Source organism: Candidatus Bathyarchaeota archaeon, assembly GCA_030739585.1.
Taxonomy (GTDB): Archaea; Thermoproteota; Bathyarchaeia; order TCS64; family TCS64.
Genome location: JASLYX010000004.1, coordinates 37,751 through 51,948 on the forward strand (window position 1 = coordinate 37,751; position 14,198 = coordinate 51,948).

17 protein-coding genes are annotated in these 14,198 nt (G+C 49.1%); 12 read left to right on the forward strand and 5 right to left on the reverse strand.

Annotated elements, in window-relative coordinates; genetic code table 11:
• Positions 1-109: 109 nt before the first annotated feature.
• From QGG23_04810 to QGG23_04825, 4 genes are all read left to right on the forward strand, one after another.
• Positions 110-331: an RNA-binding protein gene (locus QGG23_04810; GenBank protein MDP6048747.1), complete on the forward strand. Its 222-nt coding sequence runs from the start codon at positions 110-112 to the stop codon at positions 329-331.
• 10 nt (positions 332-341) lie between these two features.
• The gene (rpl37e, locus tag QGG23_04815) at positions 342-521 is read left to right on the forward strand and encodes a 50S ribosomal protein L37e (GenBank protein MDP6048748.1); all 180 of its coding nucleotides are present in this window, start codon (positions 342-344) and stop codon (positions 519-521) included.
• Positions 522-654: 133 nt separating this feature from the next.
• Positions 655-813: a hypothetical protein gene (locus QGG23_04820; GenBank protein MDP6048749.1), complete on the forward strand. Its 159-nt coding sequence runs from the start codon at positions 655-657 to the stop codon at positions 811-813.
• Positions 814-1,549: 736 nt separating this feature from the next.
• The gene (locus tag QGG23_04825) at positions 1,550-2,431 is read left to right on the forward strand and encodes an RIO1 family regulatory kinase/ATPase (GenBank protein MDP6048750.1); all 882 of its coding nucleotides are present in this window, start codon (positions 1,550-1,552) and stop codon (positions 2,429-2,431) included.
• Here QGG23_04825 and QGG23_04830 read toward each other — a convergent pair.
• The gene (locus QGG23_04830; GenBank protein MDP6048751.1) at positions 2,428-3,378 is read right to left on the reverse strand and encodes a triphosphoribosyl-dephospho-CoA synthase; all 951 of its coding nucleotides are present in this window, start codon (positions 3,376-3,378) and stop codon (positions 2,428-2,430) included. The genes QGG23_04825 and QGG23_04830 overlap by 4 nt on opposite strands.
• A 72-nt stretch (positions 3,379-3,450) precedes the next feature.
• Between QGG23_04830 and QGG23_04835 the strand changes: the two genes are divergently transcribed.
• From QGG23_04835 to QGG23_04870, 8 genes are all read left to right on the forward strand, one after another.
• On the forward strand, positions 3,451-4,473 hold the full coding sequence (locus QGG23_04835; GenBank protein ID MDP6048752.1) for a nucleotidyltransferase domain-containing protein: 1,023 nt from the start codon (positions 3,451-3,453) through the stop codon (positions 4,471-4,473).
• A 42-nt stretch (positions 4,474-4,515) separates the two neighbouring features.
• Complete coding sequence (locus QGG23_04840; GenBank protein MDP6048753.1) at positions 4,516-5,166, forward strand: DUF447 family protein; 651 nt, start codon at positions 4,516-4,518, stop codon at positions 5,164-5,166.
• Complete coding sequence (locus tag QGG23_04845) at positions 5,148-6,125, forward strand: kinase (protein ID MDP6048754.1); 978 nt, start codon at positions 5,148-5,150, stop codon at positions 6,123-6,125. The genes QGG23_04840 and QGG23_04845 overlap by 19 nt, the downstream gene beginning before the upstream one ends.
• A 27-nt stretch (positions 6,126-6,152) precedes the next feature.
• Positions 6,153-7,721, forward strand: a complete 1,569-nt coding sequence (locus QGG23_04850; GenBank protein ID MDP6048755.1) for a dihydropteroate synthase-like protein — start codon at positions 6,153-6,155, stop codon at positions 7,719-7,721.
• 56 nt (positions 7,722-7,777) lie between these two features.
• Positions 7,778-8,353 carry a flavin reductase family protein gene (locus tag QGG23_04855; GenBank protein MDP6048756.1) on the forward strand — a complete coding sequence of 192 codons (576 nt, stop codon included), beginning with the start codon at positions 7,778-7,780 and terminating at the stop codon, positions 8,351-8,353.
• 227 nt (positions 8,354-8,580) lie between these two features.
• Positions 8,581-9,819: a phosphoribosylamine--glycine ligase gene (gene purD, locus QGG23_04860; GenBank protein ID MDP6048757.1), complete on the forward strand. Its 1,239-nt coding sequence runs from the start codon at positions 8,581-8,583 to the stop codon at positions 9,817-9,819.
• Positions 9,820-9,896: 77 nt separating this feature from the next.
• On the forward strand, positions 9,897-10,427 hold the full coding sequence (locus tag QGG23_04865; protein ID MDP6048758.1) for an SMC-Scp complex subunit ScpB: 531 nt from the start codon (positions 9,897-9,899) through the stop codon (positions 10,425-10,427).
• A gap of 82 nt (positions 10,428-10,509) precedes the next feature.
• A complete protein-coding gene (locus tag QGG23_04870; protein ID MDP6048759.1) occupies positions 10,510-11,553 on the forward strand; it encodes a mannonate dehydratase in 1,044 nt (347 codons plus the stop codon).
• Positions 11,554-11,583: 30 nt separating this feature from the next.
• Here QGG23_04870 and QGG23_04875 read toward each other — a convergent pair whose 3' ends face one another.
• The 4 genes from QGG23_04875 to QGG23_04890 form a co-directional block, all read right to left on the reverse strand.
• Positions 11,584-12,339: a hypothetical protein gene (locus tag QGG23_04875; GenBank protein ID MDP6048760.1), complete on the reverse strand. Its 756-nt coding sequence runs from the start codon at positions 12,337-12,339 to the stop codon at positions 11,584-11,586.
• A 131-nt stretch (positions 12,340-12,470) separates the two neighbouring features.
• The gene (locus QGG23_04880) at positions 12,471-13,424 is read right to left on the reverse strand and encodes an aldo/keto reductase (protein ID MDP6048761.1); all 954 of its coding nucleotides are present in this window, start codon (positions 13,422-13,424) and stop codon (positions 12,471-12,473) included.
• Positions 13,408-13,755 carry a hypothetical protein gene (locus QGG23_04885; GenBank protein MDP6048762.1) on the reverse strand — a complete coding sequence of 116 codons (348 nt, stop codon included), beginning with the start codon at positions 13,753-13,755 and terminating at the stop codon, positions 13,408-13,410. Before QGG23_04885 ends, QGG23_04880 begins: the two co-directional genes overlap by 17 nt.
• Positions 13,752-14,186 carry an alkaline phosphatase family protein gene (locus QGG23_04890; GenBank protein ID MDP6048763.1) on the reverse strand — a complete coding sequence of 145 codons (435 nt, stop codon included), beginning with the start codon at positions 14,184-14,186 and terminating at the stop codon, positions 13,752-13,754. The genes QGG23_04885 and QGG23_04890 overlap by 4 nt, the downstream gene beginning before the upstream one ends.
• Between the last annotated feature and the right edge of the window lie 12 nt (positions 14,187-14,198).

The window sequence follows — 14,198 nt, forward strand, 5'->3', positions numbered from 1 at the left end:
GTTACTTACGGTGATTATAAAAACCTTTAAATTCGTATTGTAGTATGTCGGTATTACTCTATCGGCGGATTTTGGGTTTTAATATCTTTGATGTGATGATTTGGCTGAGATGATTACGCAGGTTCTAGACTCGAGTTTGGGTAGAACTATTTTGATTCAGTTGCGCGGTGGCAGAACTCTCCGGGGTATTCTGGAAGGCTTTGATCAGCACGTTAACCTAGTTTTAAAGGAGGCGGTGGATGTAAGCGATCCTTCTGCTGAATTAGATCTGGGAACCATAGTGTTGCGGGGGGATAATGTGATCATGATCTCTCCCCCTCCGGTGGTATGAGGAGTCTCCGTTGCCAACTAAGCATGCACTCCATCATGGTAAGCGTGTCCATATACGATGCCGTAGGTGTGGAAGCAGGTCTTATCATCTCCGGAACAAGTCGTGCTCATCATGTGGATTCGGAGCCTCCGCAAGGATCCGGGCTCCAGGTTGGGGGACGAAAACAGCGAATGGGTTCCGGCGCCGATAGTTGGATTTTTATTCCGATTACGCCGATGATTATGTTTGTAGATAGATTGTTTTTGAACGGCCCTATTTGATAGGTTGGGGGGTTTTGGGTTTGGAGTTACGCGCACGAATGGGGTTTTGATATCGAATGACTATTGAATCATCCAGAGTGGATCGTTGGAATTTTCTTTGCCTCAGGTGTCATCAGTGGCGCGCCTGAGGGTCTTCTCTTCTTGGGCCTAGGTGTAGGTGTAGATTATGGGGGGATACGGGTTCGGTTGGTTGCTGTTGAGGATGAGGCGGTTTTCAAGTGATCATATATCCTATCGGTCATTTTTTTGTGAGGGATCAAAACATTTTAATATTTAACGCTGTTAACAAGCCTACGACGATGTTAATGGTATGTTAACGCCGTTAATAAAATGCGTCATTTGAAGAGTTGGAGATGTCGAAATTGGTTGTTGTTGGTGTAACTGAATCCCCCTCCCCTAACTGCCCCTCTTGTGGAGGAACTACCATTCTACAGAGGAAGAATGTCTTTCTCCAGTGGTGCGAAATCCAAGACGGCGACACGGCCTGTAGATTCTGCACGAGATGTGGGGAGATTTATATGTCTTCCAAATAAAGCGTGATAAATATTTATTGTGTCTCTCAACGCGGTTATTAGATTTAAGAAGGGAAGACCGGCAAATATTATGAGCAAAGGAAGGTTATAGTCTTTCGATCACTTGAAAATTTGAATGAAGATGGTTAACAGTTCTCAGTGCGTTTCACTTATATGAGCGGCGATGATGCCATGCTCACATACCCATGATCCTTGGCGATGAAGGGGGATGGTACAACAAAATTGGTCTTGGTGATTTTGTGCATCACGCGTGCATGAAACGTATGAGGTTTACCCTGAGAGAGGATTTGGTGCGCTGTAGATTAAATCGGGAATGTTGTATTCAGGTTACTTTGATTTTCCTAGATGCCTGTAGGTTAGTTAGGTCAAGTGAGCCTTACCTCTGTTAGAATCATTATTTAACATTCCATAAGTATTAGATATAGATGTCTTCAGCCGAGAAGGCGGCAAGGTTGCTCCTGAAGCTTGAACCGGAAGAGTGGATGGTACTCCAAGCTGTGGAGCGGGGCATGGCTAATTACAGCATTGTCCCAATGACGCAACTCCTGAAGTATACAAAGATGCCCGATAGAGATGTCGAGTTCAGTTTGAGAGCGCTTAACAAAAAAGACCTCATCTGGCGGAGCTTTGATCCATATCACGGATACATCCTAAATTATTCGGGGTATGATCTTTTAGCCTTGAACGCTCTGGCAAAGATGAATATTCTCAATTCTTTAGGTCGGCAAATCGGGGTGGGTAAAGAGTCGGACATCCTTGATGCAATCACCGATAAAGGGAAACGGGTTGCCCTGAAGTTTCATAGGCTCGGAAGAACTAGCTTCAGGGAGACAAGAAGGCGGAGAGACTACATTAAGCGACGAGGATACACGTCTTGGCACTATCAGTCTCGGTTGGCGGCGAAAAAAGAGTTTAGCGTCCAAACTCGTGTTCATAACGGGAGCGTCTCGACTCCCCAGCCCATTCATCAGAACCGGCATGTAATTGTGATGGAGTTTATAGACGGCTATAACCTAAATGACGTTTCTAGACTCGACGATCCGAGTAGCTTCCTCGAAGACATACTTGAAAACGTTAGGGCAACATTCAGAATAGGATTAATACATGCGGACCTAAGCGAATACAATATCATTGTTCAAAAAGATAGCAGAGTTTTATTGATTGACTGGCCACAGGCAATAGAAGTCGACCATCCGAATGCAGAAAACATTCTAGAGAGAGATATCCGAAATGTCTTACGATTTTTCCAACGAAAGTTTAAAGTCCATCGATGCTTTAAAAAAATCCTAGATTTTATAAAAAACTAGGGTCTCCAGCCTTCTAGAAGCAAAACAAAGAGCGATGCAGCGGTAAGGTCTGCAGTCGTCCCAGGATTCAGACCGCCTTCTGATTCATGAAGTTCATTATCAAAGTCCCATAGGAGTTTTTTTCCTTTAACAATATTAACCTCTCCTGCCTTGAGAATCTTTGTGGCTTGTTTGCTGACATCCACCGCTTTTGTTATACCAGACTTTCGGATTATCAAGGAATCCGGATATTTGGAGAGGATGTGCATGAATGTGTCAATGATCGCATCGTTTAGTGAAGCCCTGTTAAGGGCGGTCTTTAGTTTGGGAAGGCCAACTCCAAATGTTATCTGGAATATTGTTATCCATTCGGAGCATATGGAATCTCTTTTAGCACATTTCTCGAAGATATCAAGTGGAGAAAGCCCCTCATCATCGATTCTTATAAGAGAATGCCTATCTGTGACGTCGAGCTCCACTACGTCCCCCAGGTTTTCACTTCTCATCGCGAGCTGGATGGCCTTGTAGATAGCAACCGTGTCAACAGGAGATGCGGCTTTAACAACCTTTTCTAGATTTTTTCTTAGGTCCATAGCATCGATGCTCAAAGATTCATAAAGTGTTGCTCCGGCTGCAGCTGCAATGGGAGAGAAGAGCAGAAGGACACCCAAGTTTACGTTTCCACCCCCTTGCCACTTAAGAGATTCATCCACGGCATTCAGGACAGATCTTCCGAGATTAATATGCTCCCAATCTAGAGTGCCTGAAATTGCATTTTGGCCCCTTAGGGCAAGTTCGCGCATCTCAGGACCAAGAGCGACACCACCTGCGAGGAAGTGCTCAAAACGAGTTTCAGGGAAGTCTCGCGTCCGATGAACATTTCCGGGCTTGGGATATGCAGATACCTCCATCAAAGTGGCTAAGCTAGCGCATCTGCTCACGTAATCGCCTATCTTGGCTCTCTCCATTAATGTCTCAAGTCAATCTTCTCAGAATTCGCTTATAAGAACCCCACCATGTATTGACGGGGCTAGATGATCGTGGATATCGACGAAACGAAGCGATTAGAAGGCGACTATATAGAAACAATTGAAGGCCTTCTTTTCGCAGTAAAGGGCGTCCATCATCCCCCGGGGCTCACAATTGCCTACCTCAGGTACTTGCCGAAGCCAAAAGGAGAAAGAATGAGGGACGGCCGAAGGTATGATAGGCTCTATGATATTGAGCATACAGAAAAGCTTCTCAGGCAGAATTTTCCCCATTACCTAAATCATATCGAGAAGTTGTCCCTTACCCTCCAATCAGTTCCAAGCAAATATATATTCAAAATTTATGATCCCCGAAAGAAACTGAGGGAAATTACGGAAAAGCCAGAAAGCCACCTCCAAGAGAAAATTGCCAAGCTCATAATGGCCTTGCAAAGTAAAGGAATTGACATTAAAACGTTGGGTATTTTAGGTTCCTTATTGATTAATCTCGCTGGATCAGATTCAGATATAGATATCGTTGTTTATGGAAGGGAAAACGGTAAGAAAGTATACGAAAGTCTCAAAGAACTGAGGAAAGAAACGAGATGGATCGCTGCATATAACGAGGAGAATGTAGCGGATGTGGTATTATCTCGTTGGGCAGATTCCGAACTCAATTTAAAAGAGTTAGGTTCATTGGAGATTCAGAAGGTCCTTCACGGAAGAGTGGACGGCATTGATTATTTTTTAAGGCTCTTGAAACTACCCCAGGAGGTAGAAATCGAAGACCATTCGAGACCTCTAGGGGTTGTTAAACTAAAGGCTAGGATCACAGAGGATAATGACGCGATATACGCTCCTTGCAGTTATCTGATAGAAGATTGTAAGTATCTGGATTCAAAGGGATTGCCAATCGCTTCTCAACTTTTTAGCTATAGAGGTAAATTTACTGAGCAGGCAAAAAAGGGAGATCTCGTAGAGGCGAAAGGCACCTTGGAGGAGGTAGTAACAAGAGGTGAAAAGTCGTTTAGGGTAATCCTCGGAAGGAAAGGGGATTACTTGATTCCAATGGGCAAGAGGGATACCTTTTTCTGAACATTTTTAGGTTAATTCCATCGTCGGTGTTGATTGACGGTAATGACAAGATCGGGGTTTAGGAGGCTTCTCGACGTGATGGGCTTTTATAGGGGGGGAATCAGCGAAACTATTCTAACTACAGTGAGCCCTGATGGATTTTTCAACGCAGCTCCGATGGGGATCCGCAGAACAAGTGACGAAACTTTAGAGCTTAGACCGTACAAGTCGAGCTCAACCTTTACGAATCTTATTGATAATTCAAATGCGTGCATTAATGTAACAGATAACCCGGGGCTTTTCTTTGTGACGGCGTTCCGGGGTAAATCGATCGATGGATTACATGAACCAGTAATCGATAAAGAAATGAGGATTATAACATCAGTCGCTCACATCTTCGTAGACACCTCAAGAGGCAGGGACATCTCCAGGATTCAAGCGAATTTCACATGTCAAGTAAAAGGTATTGAGGTTAAAAAAATGATGCCGCGTTCCTTTTCTCGAGGAAAAGCAGAGGCTATTGAGGCCATCATACACGCCACACGCATAGAGGTCTTCTTAAAAGAGAGAAGGATGGGTGATGTGGAAAGGTTGATTAAATCTTTCGCCGAGTGTAAGGATGTGGTTTGGAGGGTTTCAGCGTCCGATTCGGTTGAAATCAAAGTAATTAGAGAGATTGAAAAGATGATAGTCACGTGGAAGGGAAAGGTATAGAAGTCACGGTCAAGACGCCTTCAAGGCTACATTTCTGCATGATCGATTTGAGAGGTGACCTCGGAAGAATTCACGGTAGCGTCGGAGTTACTATTGATAACCCTAACATCATCCTCAAAGCGAAGGCTGCTTCCAGTGTCGAGGTAAAAGGATCTAGAGCAGACAGGATAAAGTCTTTTGCGGAGACTATCCTTGCCAGGTCAGGGATCAGTGGCGGTGTATCGATTGAGTTACTCTCGGATATTATGGAGCATTCTGGTTTTGGATCAGGGACTCAGCTAGCCCTCGCAGTCGGAACTGCCATTTCGGAACTATACGGTCTTCACTCGACAGTTGAAGAGATAGCGTTGAAGCTGGATCGTTCAAGGAGATCAGGAATTGGGACATTTGCGTTTAAACACGGGGGATTTAACGTAGACGCCGGTCACAAGGTTGGTGATACGAGGAGTATCCCCCCCCTTTTTTTCCGTGCAGATTTTCCAGATAACTGGCGATTTGTCATTGGGGTGCCATCGATTCCAACCAAGAAAAGCGGTTCTTCCGAGAAAAACGCATTCAATAAACTCAACCCACCCCCAACAACGCTCACAGCAGAGATTTCAAGAATAATTCTCATGCAGATGATCCCCGCGATTATCGAGGAGGACATTGTCTCATTCGGGAAGGCGATAACGAGCGTTGACTTTAAGTTTGGTCAATTCTGGGCCGAGATCCAAGGAGGATGTTTTACACACCCGATAATTGAGAGGGGCATCGCATTTCTTGCTGATAGAGGATCCCTCGGGCAAGGGCAGAGCTCATGGGGTCCAGCTTTTTACGGCTTATCCGAAAGTGAAGGACAGGCACAAAAAATTTGCATAGGTCTAGAAAAGTTTCTCAACCAGGATAAGAGAAAAGGTAGAGCTTTCATCGCTCGACCAAATAATCATGGGGCCAGTGTCTCCAGAACGAGTATCTAAAATAATTGTTGGAGTCGACTTGAAACCGTGAAGATTCTCGTGGTCACAGGGAGACTCGCTTTCGATACTGTGTCACGGAACGTCGCTGATTCGGGGTTTGATGTTGATGTCTTCTCTCTCCCGGTATCGGTCGCAGCATTTATTACCCCGCAGTTCGCTACCCGGAACTTGGCCAGGGAGAGCGTGAAAGATTACGATCTCATTCTCCTCCCCGGAACAGTCAGAGGGGATGTTACCTTGGTGGAGAAAGCAACGGGTATTCCCACTTTCAAGGGTCCATCCAACATGAATGATATATCCCTCCTCCTTGGGCTTCTCGATAGAATAGAACTTTCAAAAACAGTGTCAGCGACAGAGCGCCTAGTTGATGCACAGAGCGAGAGAGCGATCACTGAGATCAGGAGAGATGAGGAGAATTGGCGCTCTCTTCTGAAAGAACATGGGGGCCTTCTCATCGGTAGTAACGGGCACCAGGTGCCAATAGGTGCCTCATTTCCAATGCGGATAATTGCTGAGATCGTCAACGCTCCAACTCTAGAACTCGAAAAAGTCACCGAAAGGGCCAGATACTACCAGCGTGAGGGAGCCGACATCGTGGATATTGGAATGATCGCTGGGCAATCAAGCCCAGAGTCCGCCCAGACCATTGTGGAGGAAGTCAAATCCGTCATCGACCTCCCAGTCAGCATCGATACGTTGGATCCACTCGAGATAGAGGCAGCTGTGGACGCCGGCGCCGATCTAGTGCTCAGCGTCGACGCAGGTACCCTAGAGGAGGTTGCACCCTATGTCTTAAACGTCCCTGTGGTGGTGCTCCCCTCTAACATGAGAAATGGATTCATCCCCCGAGGTGCAAACGAGAGGGTGGCATTATTAATTGCAAACATCAAGAGGGCAACTGAGTTAGGAATTGAGAAAATTATTGCAGACCCAGTGCTCGAGCCAGTTATCAAACCGGGCTTACTCGAGTCTCTGATGGCATACAAGCTCTTTAGGGACCTGGATAAGAGCACTCCCGTTCTGTACGGTCTTGGAAATGTAACCGAGTTAATTGACGTCGACTCCACTGGGGTAAACGGAATTCTGGCTGCCTTGGCAGCGGAGGTCGGAGCCCAACTCCTCTTCATCCCGGAGCATAGTACTAAGGCCAAGGGGAGTGTAAGGGAAACCTCCCGATCCGCGAAGATGATGTACCTAGCCAAACGGAGAGGGACTCCACCCAAGGACCTCGGAATAGACGCGCTAGTTCTCAAGGAGAAGAAATGGAGAGAGCCAGAGTATCAAGAGAGATTATCTAGGGGAGCCAAGGTGATCCAAGCAATGCCTGAGGAAGACGGAGCTATAGACCGGCTCGGATGGTATAGGATTCTCGTGGACAGAACAAACGACAACATTGTTGCTATCCATTTCGACGGATGCGGGAGCCCGGACGTGGCTGTGAGGGGGAGGAACGCCCGGGAGGTCTACCAAACAATCATTAGGGAAAAACTAGTGGGGGACCTTAACCACGCAGCATACCTCGGAAAAGAGCTGCACAAAGCTGAGTTGGCGGTCATCCTCGGAAGATCGTATGTGCAGGACGATCCCTTATTTTAACTCCTGCAAGGAGTTCTAAAAAGATATTAATTACTGTATATGCTCCACGCTATAACATGAAATCTCTCGGAGCTAAGGTCCTCGCGATACCCACCCCGGTATGGGTGGTAGGAACTTTCGATAGAGAAGGAAAGCCAAACGTTATGACAGCGGCCTGGGGAGGTGTCTGTTGCTCTCGCCCTCCCTGTGTAAATATTTCCCTCAGGAAGGCTACCTATAGTTACGGGAACATCGTGGAGCGGCAGGCTTTCACGATAAATATCCCGAGGGAGGAGGACGTAGAGAAGGTGGACTTCATTGGGACGGCTTCAGGTAGGGATGTTGACAAATTCGCTGTTACAAAATTGACCTCCGTGAGAAGCGTGTTAGTCGACGCGCCATACATAGCCGAGTTCCCCCTTGTCCTCGAGTGCAAGGTCATCCATTCGCTAGAGATTGGTCTGCACACTCAGTTTATAGGTGAGATAATTGACGTCAAGGCGGAGGATGCCGCTGTAACGGATCGGAACGTGCCTGATATCGAGGCCATCAACCCTTTTGTATATAGCCCAGGTAACAGGACTTATCATGCAATTGGGAAATCCTTGAGTTTAGCATATACAAGTAGAGGAAAATATGCAGGCATTGAGTGAAACTCTCGTATAAAATAGACCCTTTTCGTATATTTTACGCACGAGTGAGCCTCGATTGATCGGAGATCTGAGAGACAGAACCACGATTCCCACATGGTCGCGCGCGAAGCGTTTCAATCCCCTAGCCTGCTACATAGGATAGACCTTTCAACAAACCTTTTCCACTTGTCTTCCCTATTCAAGGTGGAATCCCTCTAAAAACCAAAAAAAATGGATGGTCGAACATTGTGAAAGTACTAATCGTTGGGAACGGGGCTAGGGAGCACGCAATCGCGAAAGCCCTCGTAGAGAGCGGTGTGGAACTCTACTCAGCCATGGCACGCAGAAACCCTGGCATAGCTGGGCTCTCCAAGAAGTCGGTAATAATGGACATCAACAACATAGGGCTCTACGCGCAGTTCACGGATGTTGACTTAGCGTTCATAGGGCCGGAAGCCCCACTCGCTGCGGGAGTGACAGACGTCCTGAACGAGAGGGAGATCCCAGTTGTTGGTCCAACTAGGGCAGCGGCAAGGCTTGAATGGAGCAAAGCCTTCACACGGGAGTTCCTAGAGAAGTCAGGGATCGCCGGGAATCCTATGTACGCAGTGTGCAGAAATAAGTCCCAGGTAAAGGATTTCCTTTCTAGTTATCCTGATATCGCGGTGAAGCCCGATGGGCTAACCGGGGGGAAGGGGGTCAAGATTACCGGAGAGCATCTCCATGGGGCCTTGGAAGTCGTGGACTACGCCATGGAAAGGATACGGGAGGACGGGCTCATCGTACTTGAGGAGAAGCTCTCCGGGAATGAGTTCACCCTCCAGGCCTTCACTGACGGGAGTAATGTCGAGGTCATGCCCCTCGTCAGGGACTACAAAAGGGCCTATAACGGAGACACTGGCCCCAACACGGGCAGCATGGGAAGCTACAGCTGCCCCGACCACGACCTTCCCATGATCAGCGACGAGAGCGTCAAAAAAGGCACCAGGATCATGGAGGAGACGGTCAAAAAGCTCACGGGGACTGGTATAGCCTTCAAGGGGACCCTCTACGGAGGCTTCATGGAGACCGACCGGGGCGTCTACCTCATCGAGTACAACTGCAGGTTCGGGGACCCAGAGGCCATGAACGTCCTCTCCCTCCTCGAGGATCCCCTCCTTGATATTGGCTGGGAGATAATTGATGGAAAACTCCGTAAACCATCCTTTGAGCGGAAGGCTACCGTATGCGTCTACATGGTCCCTGAAGGCTACCCTACTGAACCGAAGCTGGGACGCGATTTGTCTATCACTGCCCTCAGTGACTCTGAGACCTATTACGCTTCTGTTCATGAGGAAACCGGAGCGGTAAGGACAACAGGGAGCCGCGCTATTGCTCTCCTAGCGAAAGGCGATACAGTAGAGGAGGCAAGGGAAAAAGTGTATCGGGATATACCCGGGATTAGAGGAGACCTCTTCTACAGGACCGATATCGGGAAACTGATCTAGGCAGGAAGCGGGCGTATAGGTTATTAATCGAAGCCACGTTAAATATTTAGTTTTAAAGGGGATGTCTGGTGAAGGAGATGAATGAGAAGGTGGCCGAACTCGAGGCGATCCTGTATGCCTCCAGTCGTCCCGTCTCATTGACCTCCCTAGTAGCTTACTTAAGGCTCGGTTCAGAGATGGAGGCTATCTCTTTGATTCGGGAGCTCTCGGAGGCCTATGAGAAAGATGGGAGCCCCCTCGAAGTTGCCAAGGTAACGGGGGAGAGGGTTGTCCTCCAGCTCAAGCCCAACTTCAACAAACAGGCCCGCCGTTTTTCTATAAAGCCTATACTCACTGCGGGTCCGTTGAGAACCCTTAGCTACGTGGCGTACAACCAGCCCGTGGAGCAGAGGGAGGTCGCGACTGCCAGGGGGAGCCATGCATACAAGCATCTTCGGGCCTTAGAGGATATGGGGCTCATTTCCAGGAAGAAGAACGGAAGAAGCGCCATCATTAAAACGACCCCATCTTTTGCAGACTACCTAGGCCTCAGCCCGAACCGCACCTCTATGAGGCGCCAGCTCCGGAGTATCTTCAGGCGCCTTGAGGTCCTAGAGATCGAGCGCTAGACTAATCGCTTACAAGCGAAAGTTTCCATCTAGGCCAAGATTTCAAATATGTTTGAGGTATGAAGATACTTAGTGAGTTAGCATGATTAAAGTAGCTCTTCAAATTGGGCAGGATTTGACTGACGAACGCCTAAAATTGGCGAAGCAGTTTGGGGTCGACGAGATAGTCGGTCAACCCCCCCTCGACCTCTACGAGGGATTCATGTATGGAAGTTCCACTCCAAAAGTAAGTCAGGTAATCAGGCCGGAGGTTTGGTCTTTTGATAATCTGCTAAAGATGAGGACGCGTATTGAGGATGCTGGTCTCAAGATCTCCATCATCGACTCGGCAACCCCAATAGATCTGGTTAAGCTGGGGCTTCCGGGCAGGGACAAGCAAATTGAGAACTTTTGTACATCCATCAGAAACATGGGGGCAGCGGGGTTCCGCAGGATCACCTACAACTTCACCCCCATAGGGACTACAAGGACTTCGATGACGACACGTACTAGGGGAAACGCCAGAGTCACCAGCTTCGATATGGACCTCATGAAGAACGCTCCCCTCACAGAACATGGTGTCATCAGCCAGGAGAAGATGTTTGACAACTGGAAGTATTTCGTGGAGCGGGTTATCCCCGTTTGTGAGGAGGCAGATGTAAGGATGGCCGTCCACCCAGACGACCCCCCCGTTCCCATACTTAAGGGAATAGGGAGACCATTCACTAGTTTCGAGGGGTTCAAACGCATCACCGAGGTGGTAGATAGTGAGTACAATGGCATTTCTTTCTGTATGGGCTGCTGGGCCGAGATGGGAGAGGACGTGCCTGCTATGATTCGATACTTTGGGAAGAGGAAGAAGATCAACTTTGTCCACTTTAGGGACATCAAGGGGGTCGCCACGAAATTCTCCGAAGTTTTCCACGACGACGGCCAATCAGATCTGATTGCAAACATCCAAGCCTTAAAAGACGTCGGGTACGACGGCCCCATGAGACCAGACCACCAGGCTCGATCTGCGGGATACGCAACCCTTCCCCCCAACTCAGGGTACCGGTTAATGGGGAAATTCTATGCCATCGGCTACATGAAGGGGATAATTGAGGCTGTCTACGGAAAGCAGCCTGGGACATCTTTAATGATGTGAGCAGAAACCTCCGCACTCCACTATTTTTTATTAGACCTGGGCTTCCCGGGTCATCTTATACTTCTCTAGGAGGCCATGCCTCTTTAGAGTCTCCTCGTCCATAGGCTGGCCGTGGGTATATTCACCGTTCTCGATGAGCCTCCTCTGGAGCTCCTCGATCTCCTCAAGGGCCGCACCGATCTCTCCTACCTTATCGGCATACTCGACGGGAATTACCTGGACGCCCCCTTCGTCCCCTATGATTATATCCCCGGGCCTTACGATGACCCCATCACACTCCACTAGAACGTTGACGTTTTGAGGGAGAACCCCGCTGGGCCGGCCTTTGTGGATGTGCCATCCAGCCGTGGTGAGGGTAGCTTGCCCCGTCATGTAAATAGGGATAGTAATGTCTGTCCTCAGTACAGGGACATCCCTCTCTCCTCCGTCAACTAGGACCCCCGAGGCACCATGGGCCTCGAAACCGTAGTTCATTCCCTCACCGGCCACCCCAGAGTCACCGTGGCCGCAGGCCGCGAGGATGAGGACGTCCCCCTCGCTGAGGGATTCCATCATCTCTACCATCATTTTCTTGTGGTTTGCTATAAGAAACTCGTGCTCTGCTGTTGGGTTCAGGGGATCGACCTCAAGATATCTCACGGTAACCGCGGGTCCGCAGATGGTACGTGAAATATCAATAGGCCTCATGTTCATCATACGATAAGAGTCCCTAAGCATCCGGTTTCCCATTACACGACCCAAGGTGCCCCAGGCCGTTGTGGCAGAGATCTTTTTCAATTTCTCCATCGTCTCTTGAGAAACTTTTTTGATTTTTGTCTCCTCACCCAAAATATAACACAAACCAATCTACTCTGTTCAAAGTTTAAAATGCTTGTACAGAGGGTTTCTCGAGAGAGTACCTCATGATCGGATGAATCTCACCGAGGAGTAGGCGCCTCGGGGCGGATCAACTGCTCTTCTCTAAGCTCCCCCCACAAATCCGCGGGGATGGGATGATCTATCATCCGGAAATTATCCTCCTGATGCTCGGGAGATTTCGTGCCTGGGATGACAGATGCCACAGCAGGATGGGCTAAGACAAACTGGAGGGCAGCAGCCCTTAGGGGGACACCGTATTTCTCGCAGATCCCCTTCAGCCTAAGCGTTCTATCAACTATCTCTGAAGGGGCAGCCCTGTACTCGTACCTCCCCTCTCCAGGGTTCGCGAGGACCCCACTGTTGTAGGGGCCCCCGATGATGACGCTAATGTCGTTTTTTTTACAGTAGGGAAGGAACTCAGTGATGGCCCCCTGCTCTAGCAGGGTATACCTGTTTGCCAGAAGGAAGCAATCGAATTCCCCCTCCTGAGCGAACTTTAGTTCCATCTCCCACTGGTTCATTCCCGCTCCGATAGCCTTCACAACCCCGTCATCTCGGAGCTCTGCGAGCGCGGGATAGGCATTTTCTATTGCTGGACCGTAATGACTATCCGGGCCATGGATGAAAAGAATGTTTACAAAGTCTACACCCATACGCTCCAGGCTCCCCTCTAAGGATTCGCGGACACCATCTCGAGTATAGTCATATATCAATTCAACCGAGGAGCCTCCGCCGAACCGTTTCCTGTTGCATAATGTCCTGCCTATCTTGGTAGAGATGACGATGTGACTCCTGTCAAACTCTGGGAGTACTCTACCCAGCCTCTCCTCGCTGGAGCCCAGGCCGTAAAGCGGTGCCGTATCGATGTAGTTTATCCCTTGCGCCATTGCAGTCCGGAATGTCTCGGCGGCTTGCTCGACCGTCCTAGATCGGGCGAGCCCTGAGCATCCCAGCCCAAGTCGGGTAACATGAATGTCAGTCTTCCCAATCCGGGCCTTATCCAGGAAGTTCATACGGGTCCTCGAAGATGTCGTGTAGAACCGCCCCGTTATTCTGTTTAGGTGGCCTCAGCCCCAAGACGTGACTTAACGTGGGGGCGATATCGATCTCCCGCATCAGTCCATACCGTTTCCAGTCTCTCTCGTATCCAGCCTTGATCCCAGGCCCCGTCATGATCATACAGCCCATATTAGTGAAGAGGGGGGTCTCGGTGCTGGGGATCATAGACCCGTGCAGCGCCCCTCTTCCAGGGCCGATGCTCTGACGGTTCATCACGGGCTCCGCTGAACCCCCCCGCTCATAGACTGCCCCCCAGCCGAATCCACCGTTGTAAGTAAAGATCACGTCCCCCTGCTCCTCCCCCAGAAACCGATGATTTGAGAGTCTTTTAACTTCAAAGCGAGAGCTATAGGCCGCTTCCCGGTCATCCTGTCCCTCCACTCTAGAAGGGCATCTATGACCGCCTCCTGAATGACCTCATAATCTTCTGAAGGGACAATCCCCATAGGCTCCCGGCCCTCCAGATTCACGAAGATCTCGGAGCCCCGGGTGGCCAGGGTGTAGACTTTTGAATGCTCGAAGTCGATCGCCCTCCCGTTCTCCTTGAATACCAAGAGACCTTTCTTGGCAAGGAGGACGTCTACATCGCACCAGCGATGGGCTGGGATCATCCCGTGGTCTGATATCACTATTACATAGGTTTCATCATCCGCCAGTTCGAGGAACTCCTCCAGGGCCTTATCCGCAATCTTGTAGGCCCTCTTCTGGGCTTCTATGTTCCAGATCCC

What these genes read in the sequence shown, in the direction of transcription:
- QGG23_04840 (MDP6048753.1), top strand. Translation starts at nt 4,516, where the DNA reads ATGACAAGATCGGGGTTTAGGAGGCTTCTCGACGTGATGGGCTTTTAT.
- QGG23_04870 (MDP6048759.1), top strand. Translation starts at nt 10,510, where the DNA reads ATGATTAAAGTAGCTCTTCAAATTGGGCAGGATTTGACTGACGAACGC.
- QGG23_04855 (MDP6048756.1), top strand. Translation starts at nt 7,778, where the DNA reads ATGAAATCTCTCGGAGCTAAGGTCCTCGCGATACCCACCCCGGTATGG.
- QGG23_04810 (MDP6048747.1), top strand. Translation starts at nt 110, where the DNA reads ATGATTACGCAGGTTCTAGACTCGAGTTTGGGTAGAACTATTTTGATT.
- QGG23_04880 (MDP6048761.1), bottom strand. Translation starts at nt 13,424, where the DNA reads ATGAACTTCCTGGATAAGGCCCGGATTGGGAAGACTGACATTCATGTT.
- QGG23_04875 (MDP6048760.1), bottom strand. Translation starts at nt 12,339, where the DNA reads ATGGAGAAATTGAAAAAGATCTCTGCCACAACGGCCTGGGGCACCTTG.
- QGG23_04830 (MDP6048751.1), bottom strand. Translation starts at nt 3,378, where the DNA reads ATGGAGAGAGCCAAGATAGGCGATTACGTGAGCAGATGCGCTAGCTTA.
- QGG23_04825 (MDP6048750.1), top strand. Translation starts at nt 1,550, where the DNA reads ATGTCTTCAGCCGAGAAGGCGGCAAGGTTGCTCCTGAAGCTTGAACCG.
- QGG23_04865 (MDP6048758.1), top strand. Translation starts at nt 9,897, where the DNA reads ATGAATGAGAAGGTGGCCGAACTCGAGGCGATCCTGTATGCCTCCAGT.